Genomic DNA, 14,884 nt, shown 5'->3' on the forward strand with positions numbered 1-14,884 from the left:
TGGCCGAGCTATTCAGTGTTGCGACAGATCGGGCTCTCGAACCGTTTACGCGGCTTTCAGGCGTATATCCGCGCCTCGCGCCGATCGCGGTCGTCCGCCGCGTCGTACGGACCGAGCGCAGCCCGGTAGTTCCGCGCGGCGGCGGCGGCGGCCGCGACCGCGTCGAGCGCGTCGTCGGTCGCGACGGCGCAGTCGCGGGCGGTCTCGTCGCGAAAGCGAACCCCGGCGTCCGTGAGCGCTGCGACGTTCTGACGGCGCGCCTCGACGTGCCGACGCTGGTCGCTCTTGTAGCCAGTCCGGACCGCGCCGTCGAGTCGGTCGAATACCGACGCGGGGTACGTCTCCAACACGGCGAGCCGAGGCTGTGAATCGCCGGCGCCGGCGGACGCCGGCAGCGCGGGCGGAACGCACACGTCGTCACGGTCGATCAGTCGCCGGAGGAGCACCGAGATGCCGTAGTAGGTCTGCGTTTTGATCCGGAACCCCGCGGGGTCCTGTCCGCCGTGATCATCGTCGGTTGCCCGCCGGATCGACCTGCCCGCGTCGGCGTCGGCGCCGTCGCGAACCGCCTCGTACAGGTCGCTCGGGTCGTCGACGCCGTCGAGTACGCCCCATCGGTCGGGCGTCGCCTCGACGAACTCGCGCCAGGTACGGTCGCCCAACACCCACGCGGGGAGGCTGAACGGCGCGTCGATCCCCGCGACGGCGGGCCCCTCGACGCCGCCGAGGCGGTCGGCCAACGCCGGTAGCACGTCGTCGCGGGCGGTCGAGTCGAGGTCCAGGAACTCCGAGGCAGAGGCCAACTCGGCGACGACGAGTCCGTCGTCCGCGCCCTCGTCGACGACGCAACGGGCGACCCAGGTGTCGGTGCCCGCGCTCGCGGCCGCGGCGCTGAGGTCGACGCCGTACGCCGAGTCCGGACGGGTGGGCCGAGACACAGATCTCGGGAGGAGCGCGACGCGCAAAACCGCGGCGGCTCCGGCCGCCCCGAGCGGGCGCGAACCGGGCGGCGCTCGGAGGGGCGAGGGAGCGATACCGGAAGCTCCGGCCAGCCCCACGTCGTTTATGCCGCGCGCGGTCCAAGCCGAGCGTATGCCCGCTACGAAGGAGGTCAAGTGCGTCAGCGACGACTGCGAACTCGACATGTTCGAGAACCACTACACCTACGACATCGCGGACGACCACACCGTCGCCGACCTGTCGTGCCCGCTGTGCGGCGGCAGCGACCTGGAGGAGATCGAGCTGTAACCATGCCGGAACCCGACCAGTTCGCCGAGGGCGCCAACCGGATCAGGGAAGTGAGCGAGTCCGCCGTGAACACGGTGCTCGACCGCGTCGGCCGCGGCGTCGCGACGGTACAGGAGAAGTCGCCGCTCGCGTACGACCTGCTGGAGTCCGAGGACGCCTACCTCGTCGTCTTCGATGCTCCCGGTGCCGAGCGCAGCGACGTGCAGGTGCGGTTCAACGAGGGCGCCGTCGAGGTGCGGATCGACCGATTCCGCGACTTCCGCGAGGGCTTCGAGATGCGCTTCCCCGGCCGCGGGCTCGCGCTCGACGGCCGCGCGGAGCTGCCCCCGGGCGCCGCTGTCGAGCCCGAGGACGCCACCTCGACGCTCACCGAGCACGGAACGCTCCGCGTCCGGGTTCCCAAGGCCGAAGGGGGTGCCGTCGCCGTCGAGGAGGGCGAGGCGGACGCCGAAGCCGACGACGCCAACGGCGGGGACGACAAGCCGGGACAGTTGGACAGCGAAGAAGACGACGCAGAACCGACGGAGGCGGCCGGCGAAGCCGACGCCGCCGGTTCGGACGAGGGGACCGACGACTCGGACGCCGAGGCCGACGCCGACGACGAACGGTAACTGTTCTCGTTCGCGATCAGTTTCGGGTTTCGGTTCGGTCGTCGGTGCCGGCATCGGTGTCGGACTCTGTGTCGACGGCCATCCCCTCGCTGATCTCGAACGCCTCGTCGCCGTCGAAGCGGGTCGGGTCGAACTGGGGGGTCCCGTCGGACTCGCCGAGTACCTGCCTCGCGACCGCCTCCCCGGTCGCTGGCGCGCGCATGAACCCGTGCCCCTGCCAGCCGGCGGCGACGAAGACGCCGTCGGCGACCGCGCCGAGCAGCGGATCGCCGTCGGGCGTCGCCGTGCACAGGCCGGCCCACGCGCGGTCGACCTCGGGGTCGTGCCCCGCGCGCTCGCGCAGCGTCCCGCCCACGTCCTCGACGAACCAGTCGTCGGCGTCGCGGTCCCACTCGTCGGGGTCGGCCTCGACCGGGACGGTGCCGTCGCCGGCGAGCAGGCCCGCCGGGTGGGGGCGGGCGTACGCGCCCGCCGAGGCGTCGTACCACATCGGCCCCCCGTACTCGCGCGACGAAACGAGCGCCTGCACGCGGTAGGGCTTCAGCGGGACCGCGATCCCGGCGTCCGCGAGCACCTGCTTCGTGTGCGCGCCCGCGGCGACGACGACCGCGTCGAAGCGCCGCGTCACGGGCGCCTCGCTCGCGACGGCCACGCCCGGGGGCGCCGTCGACACCGCGACGGGGCTGTCGGTTCGGATCTCGACGCCCGCCGACTCGGCGAGGTCGGCGACCGCAGCGACGTAGCTCCCCGGATCGGCCCAGCCGGCGTTGCGGGCGACGGCCGCGACCGTCACGTCGTCGACGCGGAGGCTCGGGAAGCGCCCCCGGAGTTCCTCGCCCCCGAGCGTCTCCACGTCGCGGCCGTGGACGCGCATGCGCTCGGCGGCGCCCTCGATCGCCTCCGCGAGGTCGCCGTCGCCATCGCGCGCCAGCAGCACGTACGGACAGTCGGTGAACGAGAACTCGCCCGTTCCGGAGAGTCGTCGGAAGCGCTCCAGCGCGCGGGCGCCCACTTCGGCGTCGATGTCCTCGGCGTAGGCGTCGTACAGGACGCCCGCGGCGCGGCCGGACGCCCCGGACGCGAGGTCGCCCCGCTCGAACAGCGTTACGTCCGCGCCGGCGCGCGCCAGGTCGTGAGCGGCGGTGACGCCGACGGCGCCGCCGCCGACGACCGCGACGCGCAGTCCGTCGCCCGCGGCGCCGGCCGCCGAGCCGGTTCCGGCGTCCGGGTCGGTGCCGCCCATCAGCGGTGCGGCTCCGGCGCGAGCGCGTCGAATGGCTGTTCAGCCAGCCAGCCGACGAGCGCGTCGAGTTCGCTCGTCGCCTGCTCGTACAGCTTCCGGCCTTTCTCGGCGGTCCCCTCGGTCGGTGTCCCGACCGCGCCCGACTCCGAGAAGTCGGCGGTGTCGAAGCCGACGGCGGCGCCGTGAATGGTCTTCCCCCACGAGTCGGCCGCGCCGGCCTCCGCCTCCGAGAGCAGCGCCTCGCGGACGAGGTCGTCCGCGAGGTGCGCGACCATGCTCGTCTCCATCGCGTCGGCGTGGCCGATGCCCGACTGGTCGAACAGCTCCTCGTCGAGGCCGCCGAGGCTCGACCACCAGTTCCACGGCGCCGCGTAGGCGATCTGGTCCCCGCGGAGCCGGCGGGCCGCCCGCCGGAGGGCGTCGCCGTTGCCGCCGTGGCCGTTGCAGAACACGAGCTTGCGGACGCCGTGGCTGGCGACGGACGCCGCGATCTCGCCGACGTAGTCCTCGAAGGTCTCGGGCTCGGCCCACAGCGTGCCGTCGAACTGGCGGTGGTGCGCGGAGACGCCGACCGGCACCGTCGGCAACACGACGGCGTCGTCGCGGTCGATCCCGCGCGCGACGGCCTCCGCCGCGAGGAAGTCCGTGCCCAGCGGGAGCGCCGGGCCGTGCTGTTCGACCGAGCCGGTCGGCAGGATCGCCACCTCGACGCCGTCGTCGAACGCCTCGCCCGCGCTCGCCGCCGTCTCCTCGTGCAGCAGTCGCATACCGGCCGGTCCGCGTGAGAGACCGTAGGCGTTCGGGTGGCTGGCGCGTCGACGGCGACTCGGCGACGGCAGGGGGTCGCGGGGTAACGGAGTCGCCGGGTCGCGTGGCGACGTGGTCGCGACCTACCGCAGCGCCTCGACGCCGGTCGCCGGGTAGCCGACGACGTGGTCGACGCCGACCGACTTCAGGTCGCGCACGCGCTCGCCGACCGTCTCGGGGTCGCCCACGAGCGCGTAGTCGCGAACCGCCGCCGAGAGCACTTCCCGGGCGCGCCCCGTCGCCCCGGAGTCGGTCTCGGCGCCCTCGGGGAGCGCCTCGCGGACGGGCTTTCGACGCGCCGCATACGCGCCGACCGCGTCGAGGACGGCGTCCTCGTCGTCGGTCGGGACGACGGGCGCGTACAGGGCGACCTCGCCCTCGAAGCCGGCCGCGCGAAGCGCGCGCACGTCGCGCTCGGTCGACCGCGAGAGCAGGTCATACTGGACGCCGCCCGCGGCGAGCGCGATGCGCTCGACGCCCTCGGTGCCGACCCACGGGACGCCGCCAGCCTCGCGGACGGCAGCGGCGGCGTCGCCGAGGCGGGGCGCGACCGCGCGGCCGCGCTCCGTCTCCGAGAGGTACGCGCCGTGGCCCGCCACGAGCACGCGCTCGGTGGCGTCGGGAAGCGTCGCGACCAGCGAGTCGTCGCCGCGGGGATCGAACCCGTCGGCGCGAACCGGCGTCGTCACCCGCAGGTCGACCTCCGCCGCGAGGTCCGCGAGCGTCCCGGCGTCCGGCAGCGCCTCACGTCCCTCGTAGTCGAGACATACGAGATCGACCGGGAGGTCGACAGCGACAAACACGTCGCACTCGGTCGGCTTGAGCGCGATCCCGTCGAGTCCTGTTCGCGCGGCGACGCTGTCGGCGGTTTCGGATGCGGTGAGTGTCATTGGTAGGAGCGGTGAGGCCGGTCGGTCGGAGTCGAGTCGGGCGACTGCAGTCGTGTGAAACGAACGGTTCCGGGGGTCGCTGACGCCGTCGGGAAAGAACTAGGACCGTCGCGGAACGCGATCCATCGCCTGTGCGGCCATACCTCTCGTGAGCACGCTCGTGGGAATAAGCGTGGTGTTCTCGTCAGAATCGGCGACCGGATCGCGGGGGATCGGCGCTCGAGGGCCGAGGATTCTTGCCCTCGGACCGACGCAGGTGGGGTATGTCAGACGCCGGCGGCGCCGACCGCGGCCCGATCGTCACGAGCGGAGAGCGCTCGATCACCGACCGGTTCGGGAGCGCCGACGGGTGGGTGACGGCCGCGCTGGTCCTCGGGGGGTTCCTCGCGCTGTTCTTCCTCGCGCTCGTCGTCATCAGCTACGCGTAGGCGCCCGCCGGCGCGGGTCGCGTCGGGATCAGACGGGGAGATCGGCGTCGGGGTCGACGACGCGGTCGACCTCTGCCGGCATCTCCCAGTCGGTGAGCAGTTCGAGCAGCTGCACGAGCATCCGTCCGGTCGCCCCCCAGACAGTGTAGCCGTCGACGTGGAAGAAGTGGAGGCGGATCTCCCCGTAGTGTGGGTGGTCGCGGCGCTCGGACTCGTAGTTCGCGCGGGCGGTGAGCTCCGAGACGGGGAGAATCGCGATCTCGGCGACCTCGTCGTCGCTGGGCACGTACTCGCGGTCCGGGGCGGTGCCGACGAACGGCGACACGGCGTACTCCGAGACGGTCCGGATGTCGTCGAGTCGCCCGACGACGTCGACCTCCTCCGACCGCAGGCCGATCTCCTCGCGCGCCTCGCGGAGGGCCGTCGTGGTCAGGTCCGCGTCGCCCGACTCGACGCCGCCGCCGGGGAAGCTCATCTGGCCGGGGTGGCTCCCCAGGTGGTCGGCGCGCTTGGTGAACAGCACGTGCGGCGCGCCGCCGCGGTCGACTATCGGGGCCAACACCGCCGCGCGCCGTTCGGCGTCCGTCACCTCGACGGGATCGTGCCGACGAACGCGCTCGAAGTCCATACCCGCTATGCTCACCGGTCCGGCTTCAACCGTGCGGTCGTGTCGAGGGCGACTGCGCCGGGGACGCCGAACACGTTCACTCGTCCCCGGCAACCTCGCCGTTCGCCGCGTCGCGCGCGTCCGCCCGGGCGGCATCGGCGACGGCCGCGGGCGACAGGTCCGCCTCGCTCCACGGGGGCAAGCGGGTGTCCGCTCCCGGCGGGGCGATCGACGCCGCGTAGGTGTCCACCTGCTCGCGCTCGCCGCTCCGGTCGTACGAGAGTCCGTTGAACTCGGCGTCGACGGCGTAGCGGTCGACGTACGACTCGGCGACCGCGCGGTAGGTGTCCGGGAGGCTCTCGTACTCCGGGTCGACGCCGTGCTCGCCGGCCGCGCGCAATAGCGCCGCGCCGACCGAGCGGCTCATGTCCGAGAGCCCGGTCGGCCCGGAGACCGCGCGGTGGTCGTGCTCGTAGCTCCCGAGGTCGACCTGCGCGGCGCCGTCGACGCCGACGGCGTCGTAGGCGGCCGCGAGCGTCCCCACTTCCAATCCCCAGGTGCGCTGGACCGGGAACGAGGCGACCACGTCGCTCGCGGCGGCGAACTCGCCGGCGAGCGCGTAGCGGAACGCCGCCATGTACTCGAGGAACTCCGACTCGGGGTGGCCGTCGCGCAGCGCGCGCACCAGCGGCGCGTAGAACAGTCGGAAGAGGCGCCCATACAGCTGTCCGTTCTCGACGCGGGCGTAGTACCCTTTCGAGAAGTCGAAGCCGTTCGCCAGCGGGAACAGCAGCCGGCGGACGTACTCCCGGGAGTACGACTTCGTGTCCGCGTCGTGGACGACGACGTACTCCTCCTCCAGCGCGCGCCCCAGCGCGAGCCACACGTCCCGGCCCTTGCCGCGCTCGCCGTCGAGCCCCGCGTCCGCGAGCAGGTCCGCCACGCGGGGCCCGTCGCACCACACCGTCTCCAGCGGCAGCTCGAAGCCGTCGAGCCACTCCCGGAAGGCGCCGACGCGGTCGGCCGGCGCCCGCAGCGGGACGACCACCCGGGCGGGATCGAGCGCCTCCAGCTCCGAGAGGACGCGCTCGGCCGCCAGTCCGGCGTACTCGCGCTCGGTCATCGGCACGACGACCGCCGCGCGGTCGGTCGGGGCGTCGGGCGACCCGTCGCCGAACGCGTGGAGCGTGGCGACGCGCTCCTGGACGTACTCCATCGACGGATCCCAGGGCCGGACGGCGAATAAAGCCGGGTGATTGCGGGGGCGACGAGGCCGCCGGGGACGGGTCCGCGGGGCCGCTCTCGCCGCCGACCGCGGACGAGTGAAGGTACACGGCGTCGCGATCTCCACAACGAAGAAATATTCTCTTCGAAATTGCGATCGAAGAGACGAATCGACAACATTCATGGTTCATGAACGACTACCACCGCGTGATGATTCGAACACGAACAGACGCGGTGTGGATCGCGGCGTTCGCGTTGCTCGTCGCGTTCGCCGTGCCGTGGTTCCTCTGGCGGAACGCGACGGTCGTCGCTGGGCTGCCGCTGTGGCTGTGGTGGCACATCGGGTGGATGGTCCTGGCGAGCGCGACGTTCTACGCGTTCGCCCGCGGAGGCGCGTGGGAACGCGGCGTCGACGCCGGGGTGATCCGCCGTGGCTGATCTCGGCATCTCGCTGGGCGTCGTCGTCGGCTACCTGGTGGTCGCGCTCGCGATCGGCCTGGTCGCGTACCGGCTCACCGACCGCTCGGCGGAGGACTACTACCTGGCGTCGCGGTCGGTGGGAACGGTCGTCCTGCTGTTCACGACGTTCGCGACGCTGCTGTCGGCGTTCACGTTCTTCGGCGGGCCGAACCTCGCGTTCGCGGCGGGGCCGGAGTGGATCCTCGTGATGGGGCTGATGGACGGCATCCTGTTCGCGCTGCTGTGGTACGCGATCGGCTACAAGCAGTGGCTGGTCGGGAAGGCCAACGGCTACGTGACGCTCGGAGAGATGCTCGGCGACCGCTTCGACTCGACGGCGCTGCGCGGACTCGTCGCCGGCGTGAGCCTCCTGTGGCTGTTCCCGTACGTGATGCTCCAGCAGATCGGCGCCGGGCAGGCGCTCGTGGGGCTCACCGACGGCGCCGTGCCGTACTGGGCGGGCGCGGCGCTGATCACGGTGTTCATGGTCGCGTACGTGGGGCTGTCGGGGCTGCGCGGCGTCGCCTGGACGGACACGCTCCAGGGCGTGTTCATGCTCGGCGTGATCTGGCTGGCCGTCGGGTGGATCGCGACCGTCGGAGGCGGCGTCTCGGCGCTGACCGCCGGAATGACCGACGCCGCGCCGGGGTTCGCCGCCCTCGGCGGGGGCCTGTACTCCCCGCAGTGGATGATCGGCACCGCGGTCGTCATCGCCTTCGGCGTCGCGGCGTTCCCGCAGGTGAACCAGCGATTCTTCATGGCCGACCGCGTCGAGACGCTCAAGCGCTCGTTCGCGCTGTGGCCCGTCCTCGTCCTCCTGCTGTTCGTCCCCGCGTTCCTGCTCGGCTCGTGGGCGGTCGGCCTCGGGATCGAGGTGCCCGACGGGAGCAACGTCCTCCCGGTCCTGCTGACCGAGTACACGCCCGCGTGGTTCGCGGCGCTGGTGATCGCCGGCGCGCTGGCGGCGATGATGTCCTCCTCGGACTCGATGCTGCTGTCGGGGTCGTCGTACTTCACGCGCGACCTGTACCGGCCGTTCGTGGCCCCCGACGCGAGCGACGCCCGCGAGGGGTGGGTCGCCCGCGTCGGCGTCGCCGTCTTCGCCGGCTCGACGTTCCTCGCGTCGCTGTTCGTCGGCAGCGGCGGCGGCCTCGATACGCTCGTGACGCTGGGCGACACGGCCTTCGGCGGCTACGCGCAGCTCACGATCCCGTTGCTCCTCGCGCTGTACTGGGGGGGCACGACCGAGTGGGGGATGATCGCCGGCGTCGGCTCGGCGGAGGCGGTCTACCTCGCGCACGTGTTCCTCCCGATGCCGACGACGTACCTGACCTGGGACTTCGCGCTGTGGTGCATGCTGCTGTCGCTGGTCGTGACCGTCGCGGTGTCGACGGTGACCGCGAGCGCGCCCGCCGAGAACGCCGAGAAGTTCGGCGTCGGCGCCGACTGACCCGCGCCACGGCACGCGTTTCCCGCCGCCCGCTCACCACCCGGGCACGCAGACGTACGTCCTCACAGTCGGCTTCGAACGCGAGCGACTCGCTTTCACAGAGTGCCGAACGAGTAGAGACAGTACAAAAGGAGTCATGGATCTTTTTTCGGCTCTGTAATTTCGCCAGACCGCGGTCGAATCTGGCTATTTCGCCAAGGTACGTCTACCGATTTTGCGTGATCGTTATCGTTGTCAGGCAGATCTTCCGCCCGCTCGGATTTCGAGACAACGAAGAGACAGCGGTCGATTCGGAGCAGCTAGACAGTCGGGGATGTCGTAGAAGAGTTCTCAAGAATTCATTTCAGATGCTCAAATCTAAATCAGCAGTTACGATTCTGTCGCGATCAGACCGTTCACTTACCGACCGATCAAAGTCATATATTTGGCTCTGTTGAAATCCTTAGTGAGTTACAGGTTCAGTCGGTAGTTTGAGAAGATGCAGACCCTCCCGAAGTCTCGGTTGCTCCGATTTGTCCAGGACGCATTTCAGTTAGCGCACCGTGCCGTAGGTCGATACTCCTCGAAGTTCTCGAAGCAACGCTACACGCTCCATCAGCACATCGTTCTCCTCTGTCTCAAAGTTCGAAAGGACACAACGTATCGAACACTCCTCGACGAACTCATCGAAATACCTCGTATTCGGAACGCGATCAACCTCACTGAGCTGCCTGCCCCATCAACTCTCACCAGCGCTTCGAAGACGCTCCACAACCAGTTCGATCTGACTCACCGCCATCAGACGAGATTGCGCGGCTGTCGATGTGATCGACTGATCTTCCTTCCACGGTCGCTGTATGTGTCGGCGGCCTCAAAATGGCCCTTATATCTGCGTAGTACATTGTCCGCACAGTTCACAAGGCGGTCTTCTAGGTCTGTGTTGAGGCCCCCACAGTCTCAGCGGTCACTGGAACCCCTTCCCATACTCAGCTTTCAGACGCTGCTTTGACATTGCAGTACCCCACGTTCTTTCGTCGGCGCTGCCTCGTCGAGCGTGTCTGGTGCAGACTCGGCCTTTCGGCCAGCGGCCTCATATTCTTCGCGTGATATGTCCCGATCGACTGCTTCGTCGTCGATCGGCTCTCGTGTCGTCGAACGGACCCGGCCGGGAAGCGACTGCATGAAGTCCATTGGGAGGTCGTGATGGTTTCTGGGGACGTGGTCACCGGTCCGGGCCTTCTCAGCGACGTAGTTGTGCACCATGATCTCCATGCGGATCCACATGCATATCGGACTGAGTGCCACGGTACTTGACCCGAGACGGTTCACAAAAGTTCACGGAGGAAGTCCACGGCTTTAGCTGAATTGAGGCGCTAAGCCCCCTTCCTCAGCGAGCGCCGACCGACCCGAAGATGCGAGCAGGAAAGAGATACAGCGCCTCAATTCAGCTAAATGGGGCCCTCGACCAGCTACCTATTTAACCACTGACGAGTGATAGCTGCGTGATTGACACATAACCGAACGCGCGTGATGGGTTACGCTACCGGTCGACCCTGCCGAAGCGCATGGACATGGTAAGTAGCGCTGCTCTCGCGCACGTCGGCCTGCTCACCTTCTCGGCAGCGACAACGACCGTGTTAGCGGTCTATGCCTTCCGTCACCGACAGGAACCCGGTGCCACCTGGTTCGGCATGTTGATGCTGTCGTTGACTGTCTGGTCCGGCTGTTACGGCGTTGGCATCGTCACGTCCGATCCAACCTGGCGTGTGTTCTGGGCGCGCGTGCAGTGGTTCGGCGTCGCGACCATCTACGTCTGGTTGTTCCTGTTCGCGCTGTCCTACACCGGTCACGACAAGTTTGTCACTCGATGGAACGTCGTCGGGTTCTGTCTCGTTCCGATGCTGGCTATCATCGGCGCGTGGACGAATCCGTTCCACCACCTCCTCTGGCGTACCGCTCAGGTGAGGGTTGTGGACGGCATCTCGCTGATCGATTTCACCTACGGACCGATTTTTTGGGTGGACATCATCTACGGTTACGCGTTGATCGCCATCGCAACGGCTCTCTTGCTCCGCCTGGTCTTCCAGTCTGACTATCTCTACACAGACCAGTCGGCGCTCCTGCTCGTAGGCATCGCCGCTCCGTTCCTCGGGAACGTCGCGGAAAACTTCTTCTGGACGTCCCAACTCGTCATCGACCCGACGCCCCACGCGTTCACGGTGACCGGCATCACGTTCGGGTACGCGCTCTTCCGGCGACAGCTGTTCGATCTCGTTCCCGCAACCAGACAGCTCGGCCGCAACGCCGCTATCAGTCAACTCGACACCGGAGTCGTGATCGTGGACAACGCCCGCCGCGTCGTCTACTGCAACTCGGCCGCTGTCAACGTGATCGACAGTGACCCTGCTGACGCGCTCGGTCGAGAGATCCGGTCGCTCGTTGACAGCGACGTGATCGACTTCGAGGCCGAGGACGCCCTCGCGGAACTCGAAATCGACGAGAGCGTCTACGAGGTCAGAACCTCGCCGATCACCGACCAGCACGACCGCCAGATAGGCCACACCCTCGTCATCCACGACGTCACCACCCGAAAGCGGCGCGAACGGGGACTCGCTGCCCAACGTGATGAGCTCGCCACCGTCAACGAACTGAACGCGGTCATTCGAGGCGTCAACCAGGCGCTCGTTTCGGCGACCAGCCAGGAAGCCGTCGAACGCGCCGTCTGTGAGCGTCTCGCCGACTCCGACCTCTACCGGACCGCCTGTGTAGCCGATGTCACCACGTGGACCGGCGACGCCGATCGATGGCTCGTAGCGGGCGACCAGGTCGAGTCTACTCCACCCGCACTCGATGACGACGGCATCGAAAGCAGGGCGCTCGAACGTAGCGAGGAGGCGAGAACTCAAACTATCGCACCCGAACCGACGACTGGCGACGGTACCTGGGCCATCGTTCCGGTCGTCTACGGTCGTACTGTTCACGGCGTACTCGGCCTCTACACCGACCGCGAGGAGATCAGCGACCGCGAGCGAGCGGTCCTTGGCGAACTCGGCGAGATCGTCGGCCACGCCGTCAATGCTGTCGGAATGCGTCAGCTCCTCTCAGCCGAGGCGGTCACCGAGGTCGAACTCGAGAGCACCGACGACAGCGACTCGCTGGTCGCCGCGTCGGTCTTCACAGAGTGCGACCTCGAACTCGCAGGCCTCGTTCCAGGGGGCAAAGCGGGTCACGTCGCATACGTCCGCCTCGAAGATGGCGACGTCTCAGCAGTTGCCGACGAACTCGAGTCGTCAGGCGAGGTTCGGTTGATCAGCGATGGCGAGACTGGCGGTCTGCTCGAATGGCAGGTCACCGGCGATGCGCTCCTCGGGATGCTCGTCGACTTCGGGGCGAACGTCCAGCACGCCACGGTCGAGGATGGCCGTGCCAGTTACACTCTCGAGATCGCTGCCGGATCGAGCGTCAGGGCACTGATCGACGCGGTCGAACAGCAGTTTCCCGACACGCGGCTGGTTTCGAAACGCCAGCGCCCCCGCGCCGTCGAACGTGCCGACACACTTACCGAGCACAGCCTAGCGGATCTCACCGAGCGCCAGGCGGAAGCTTTGGAGGCGGCCTATCGAGCCGGCTACTTCAGGTGGCCCCGGGACTCCACTGCAGAGGACGTCGCCGCGGTCCTCGACATCTCGGCCCCGACCCTCCACGGTCATCTCAGGAAAGCCGAGGAACAGATCCTCACCGACCTGTTCGATCCAGAGACGACCGAATGAGCCACCCACCGCGTACATCAGTGGCGTACTCAGCACCACCGCAGATCCGAATTAGACATGAAACTGGACGCTCTCTGGTCTCTCACCGGTAGCACACCGGTCGAGTGCTACTCCCCCTTGACGACTGTGTTGTACTCCTGATAGGTACTCCCGAGGCCGCCGAACGGGTCGACGGTGACGTCATCGTATGCGAACCGCTCGTCGATCGGGTGATACAGCGGTAAGAGCGCGACGTCCTCCCAGTTCGCCTCCTCCATCGTGACGTAGGCCGCCTCACGGTTCTGGCGCGCTCGCTCTGTCGGTTCCAGGGAGGATTCGACGCGTTGCCAGGCCCGCGCAGCGGTTTGACTCGCCGCAGTGCCGCCCCAGTTGAGGTAGAACCCCTCGGGAGACCCGTCGGTCTCGGTCGCCGGCGGGTTGAGGTTCTCGAGGAAGTTATCCGGATTGGGATAATCGGGAACCCAGCCAAGGAAGTAGGCGTCGACGTTGCCCTTGTACCCTCGATTGATCAGGGAACTGAAATGCGTCTCCTCGTACCGCAAGTCGATGTGGGCGGCAGCGAGTGTGTCCTGCAGCCGCTGGCCGATTTTCTTGTTGACCGATGAACTGTAGGACGTCAGCGTGAACTGGTACCGATTGCTCGGACCGTAGCCCGCATCTTCCATCACACGACGGGCCGCTTGCAGCTCTGCTGCATCGTAGCTGTACGGATATTCACTGTCCGCGTGCGACTGGTAGCCGCCGTGCGGATAGATCGGGGGTGGTGTGAGGTGGGCCGCGGGTGTGGCGCGCGTATTCAGGGCTCGATTGACGGCCCACTGCTGATTCAGCCCGTAGGCCATGGCCACGCGTACGGGCTTGTGGACCCTGTTCGTGTTGAACCCGATGTAGAACGTTTGCGCCAACGGCGCAGAGAGGTACGAGACCGTCTCGCCGTTCTCCATCGGGCCGTACTCGCCGAACCGACGGCCGCTATCGTCCGTTTGCGCGATGCGAACCCGCCGCGGGTCGTACTCCGCGTCCGGCACGGTGACGAAGTCCGCGTTCCGGTTCTGCCCGTAGTTGTACGCGGCTGTCGAGTCTGTGAGGACCCGCCATCGGATGCCGTCGAGGTCCGGGGCGGTCCCGTGGTAGTCGTCGTACCGCGTGACTGTGACCTCTTCGGTCTTGTTCCAGTGCTCGAAGACGAACGGGCCGCTCCCGATTGGACTTTCCGCGAAGCTCTGATAGGACATCCGGCCGACGTAGCCATCGATGTCCCCGACGATGCCTTCTGGAACGATTGCGAACGCCGGATGCGCGAGTAGCTCGAGCGCCGCAAAGTTCGGTTTGGCCAGCCTGAAGCGAAGTGTGGTATCGTCGACCGCTCGCACGGCCATCGAGCCCGGAACGTACCCTCCACCGGTGAAGCCGTGCGCTACGTTGAGATACTCAAGAAGGTAGTACGCCCTGCGGGAGTTGTCGGATGCCGCGAGCCGCTCCCACGAGTAGACGACGTCCGAGGCGGTAACCTGCGAGCCGTCGTGGAACGTGGCCCCTTCCCGGAGCGATATCGTGTAGGTTCGTCCGTCAGCCGAGATGGTAACATCTGTCGCGAGTTGGAGCTCCGCTGTGGTCTCCCCGTTCGGGAACGTCGTCAGTCCGTCGAAGAGATTCTCGAGGACTGCCATCGAGGATGAGTCAGTCGCAGCGATGGGATCGAGCATCGTGAGCGTCCCGCTCGTCAACTGGAGTGTTCCCCCCATCCGTTGTTGGGGCTTCGAGGTCGGTGTCGCGGCAGCCGATGTCGTGGTATTCGACGGTGCGTTCGAAGGCGCGGGCGTGTCGTCCCGTGTCGTCGTCTGCATCGGCATGCCGGTCGTCTCCACCGCCGGTGAATCGCCGTCGTCGTTTTCGAAGTCGACTTCGACCCCGTCCTCGGTCGTTCTGACGGTACATCCTGCGAGCCCTGTCGCGACCGCGGACGCACCGATCACCGACAGGAAGTGGCGTCTCCCCACCGAAGACCGGGACCGGTCATCAGCAGGCATCGAGCGTACCTCCAGTCGTGATGTATCGCTCGGGATCGGTCGCTCGCCAAACACACTCGTTGACAGTCGTTCGAACGGGTCGGTCAGTCGACGCCCGGAGCGTCGAACGTTGCGAAGTAGTAGTTGACATCTAACGTG

The 14,884-nt window shown here is 67.9% G+C and carries 14 protein-coding genes and 1 pseudogene; 7 read left to right on the forward strand and 8 right to left on the reverse strand.

What is annotated here, in order from left to right:
• Nucleotides 1-56: 56 nt before the first annotated feature.
• Nucleotides 57-938 carry a DUF429 domain-containing protein gene (locus tag BUE16_RS03135; protein ID WP_073306929.1) on the reverse strand — a complete coding sequence of 294 codons (882 nt, stop codon included), beginning with the start codon at nt 936-938 and terminating at the stop codon, nt 57-59.
• A gap of 154 nt (nt 939-1,092) precedes the next feature.
• Here BUE16_RS03135 and BUE16_RS16820 point away from each other — a divergent pair, with 154 nt between their 5' ends.
• Nucleotides 1,093-1,248: a DUF7559 family protein gene (locus tag BUE16_RS16820; RefSeq protein ID WP_200778352.1), complete on the forward strand. Its 156-nt coding sequence runs from the start codon at nt 1,093-1,095 to the stop codon at nt 1,246-1,248.
• Nucleotides 1,249-1,250: 2 nt separating this feature from the next.
• Complete coding sequence (locus BUE16_RS03140) at nt 1,251-1,859, forward strand: Hsp20/alpha crystallin family protein (protein ID WP_073306930.1); 609 nt, start codon at nt 1,251-1,253, stop codon at nt 1,857-1,859.
• 16 nt (nt 1,860-1,875) lie between these two features.
• Here BUE16_RS03140 and BUE16_RS03145 read toward each other — a convergent pair whose 3' ends face one another.
• From BUE16_RS03145 to BUE16_RS03155, 3 genes are all read right to left on the reverse strand, one after another.
• Complete coding sequence (locus tag BUE16_RS03145) at nt 1,876-3,102, reverse strand: NAD(P)/FAD-dependent oxidoreductase (RefSeq protein ID WP_079991460.1); 1,227 nt, start codon at nt 3,100-3,102, stop codon at nt 1,876-1,878.
• Entirely contained in the window at nt 3,102-3,869 is a 768-nt protein-coding gene (locus BUE16_RS03150) for a creatininase family protein (RefSeq protein WP_073306931.1), read from the reverse strand. Before BUE16_RS03150 ends, BUE16_RS03145 begins: the two co-directional genes overlap by 1 nt.
• Before the next feature lie 123 nt (nt 3,870-3,992).
• The gene (locus tag BUE16_RS03155) at nt 3,993-4,799 is read right to left on the reverse strand and encodes a DUF7388 family protein (protein WP_073306932.1); all 807 of its coding nucleotides are present in this window, start codon (nt 4,797-4,799) and stop codon (nt 3,993-3,995) included.
• Nucleotides 4,800-5,062: 263 nt separating this feature from the next.
• Here BUE16_RS03155 and BUE16_RS16570 point away from each other — a divergent pair, with 263 nt between their 5' ends.
• The gene (locus tag BUE16_RS16570) at nt 5,063-5,227 is read left to right on the forward strand and encodes a hypothetical protein (RefSeq protein WP_159435706.1); all 165 of its coding nucleotides are present in this window, start codon (nt 5,063-5,065) and stop codon (nt 5,225-5,227) included.
• Nucleotides 5,228-5,255: 28 nt separating this feature from the next.
• On the opposite strand, the gene BUE16_RS03160 is transcribed toward BUE16_RS16570, so the two are convergent.
• On the reverse strand, nt 5,256-5,855 hold the full coding sequence (locus tag BUE16_RS03160; RefSeq protein WP_073306933.1) for an NUDIX hydrolase: 600 nt from the start codon (nt 5,853-5,855) through the stop codon (nt 5,256-5,258).
• Nucleotides 5,856-5,931: 76 nt separating this feature from the next.
• Entirely contained in the window at nt 5,932-7,050 is a 1,119-nt protein-coding gene (locus tag BUE16_RS03165) for a glycosyltransferase family protein (RefSeq protein WP_073306934.1), read from the reverse strand.
• A 218-nt stretch (nt 7,051-7,268) separates the two neighbouring features.
• Here BUE16_RS03165 and BUE16_RS03170 point away from each other — a divergent pair, with 218 nt between their 5' ends.
• From BUE16_RS03170 to BUE16_RS03180, 3 genes and pseudogenes are all read left to right on the forward strand, one after another.
• Nucleotides 7,269-7,496, forward strand: a complete 228-nt coding sequence (locus BUE16_RS03170) for a DUF3311 domain-containing protein (RefSeq protein ID WP_073307070.1) — start codon at nt 7,269-7,271, stop codon at nt 7,494-7,496.
• Nucleotides 7,489-8,967 carry a sodium:solute symporter family protein gene (locus BUE16_RS03175; RefSeq protein WP_073306935.1) on the forward strand — a complete coding sequence of 493 codons (1,479 nt, stop codon included), beginning with the start codon at nt 7,489-7,491 and terminating at the stop codon, nt 8,965-8,967. The genes BUE16_RS03170 and BUE16_RS03175 overlap by 8 nt, the downstream gene beginning before the upstream one ends.
• Nucleotides 8,968-9,445: 478 nt before the next feature.
• Nucleotides 9,446-9,715: pseudogene (locus tag BUE16_RS03180) on the forward strand (IS5/IS1182 family transposase); the annotation flags it as partial.
• 224 nt (nt 9,716-9,939) lie between these two features.
• Here BUE16_RS03180 and BUE16_RS16190 read toward each other — a convergent pair.
• Nucleotides 9,940-10,251, reverse strand: coding sequence for a hypothetical protein (locus BUE16_RS16190; RefSeq protein ID WP_159435708.1), 312 nt, complete (start codon nt 10,249-10,251; stop codon nt 9,940-9,942).
• Nucleotides 10,252-10,511: 260 nt separating this feature from the next.
• Here BUE16_RS16190 and BUE16_RS03185 point away from each other — a divergent pair, with 260 nt between their 5' ends.
• The gene (locus BUE16_RS03185; RefSeq protein ID WP_073306936.1) at nt 10,512-12,716 is read left to right on the forward strand and encodes a histidine kinase N-terminal 7TM domain-containing protein; all 2,205 of its coding nucleotides are present in this window, start codon (nt 10,512-10,514) and stop codon (nt 12,714-12,716) included.
• A gap of 107 nt (nt 12,717-12,823) precedes the next feature.
• Here BUE16_RS03185 and BUE16_RS03190 read toward each other — a convergent pair whose 3' ends face one another.
• Complete coding sequence (locus BUE16_RS03190; protein ID WP_073306937.1) at nt 12,824-14,746, reverse strand: ABC transporter substrate-binding protein; 1,923 nt, start codon at nt 14,744-14,746, stop codon at nt 12,824-12,826.
• Nucleotides 14,747-14,884 lie beyond the last annotated feature (138 nt).

It is taken from the genome of Halobaculum gomorrense, assembly GCF_900129775.1.
Taxonomy (GTDB): Archaea; Halobacteriota; Halobacteria; order Halobacteriales; family Haloferacaceae; genus Halobaculum; species Halobaculum gomorrense.

Coding starts and splice junctions, on each gene's coding strand:
- BUE16_RS03165 (WP_073306934.1), bottom strand. CDS start 7,050: ATGGAGTACGTCCAGGAGCGCGTCGCCACGCTCCACGCGTTCGGCGAC.
- BUE16_RS03155 (WP_073306932.1), bottom strand. CDS start 4,799: ATGACACTCACCGCATCCGAAACCGCCGACAGCGTCGCCGCGCGAACA.
- BUE16_RS16570 (WP_159435706.1), top strand. CDS start 5,063: ATGTCAGACGCCGGCGGCGCCGACCGCGGCCCGATCGTCACGAGCGGA.
- BUE16_RS03145 (WP_079991460.1), bottom strand. CDS start 3,102: ATGGGCGGCACCGACCCGGACGCCGGAACCGGCTCGGCGGCCGGCGCC.
- BUE16_RS03185 (WP_073306936.1), top strand. CDS start 10,512: ATGGACATGGTAAGTAGCGCTGCTCTCGCGCACGTCGGCCTGCTCACC.
- BUE16_RS03170 (WP_073307070.1), top strand. CDS start 7,269: ATGATTCGAACACGAACAGACGCGGTGTGGATCGCGGCGTTCGCGTTG.
- BUE16_RS03140 (WP_073306930.1), top strand. CDS start 1,251: ATGCCGGAACCCGACCAGTTCGCCGAGGGCGCCAACCGGATCAGGGAA.
- BUE16_RS16820 (WP_200778352.1), top strand. CDS start 1,093: ATGCCCGCTACGAAGGAGGTCAAGTGCGTCAGCGACGACTGCGAACTC.
- BUE16_RS03160 (WP_073306933.1), bottom strand. CDS start 5,855: ATGGACTTCGAGCGCGTTCGTCGGCACGATCCCGTCGAGGTGACGGAC.
- BUE16_RS03190 (WP_073306937.1), bottom strand. CDS start 14,746: ATGCCTGCTGATGACCGGTCCCGGTCTTCGGTGGGGAGACGCCACTTC.
- BUE16_RS03150 (WP_073306931.1), bottom strand. CDS start 3,869: ATGCGACTGCTGCACGAGGAGACGGCGGCGAGCGCGGGCGAGGCGTTC.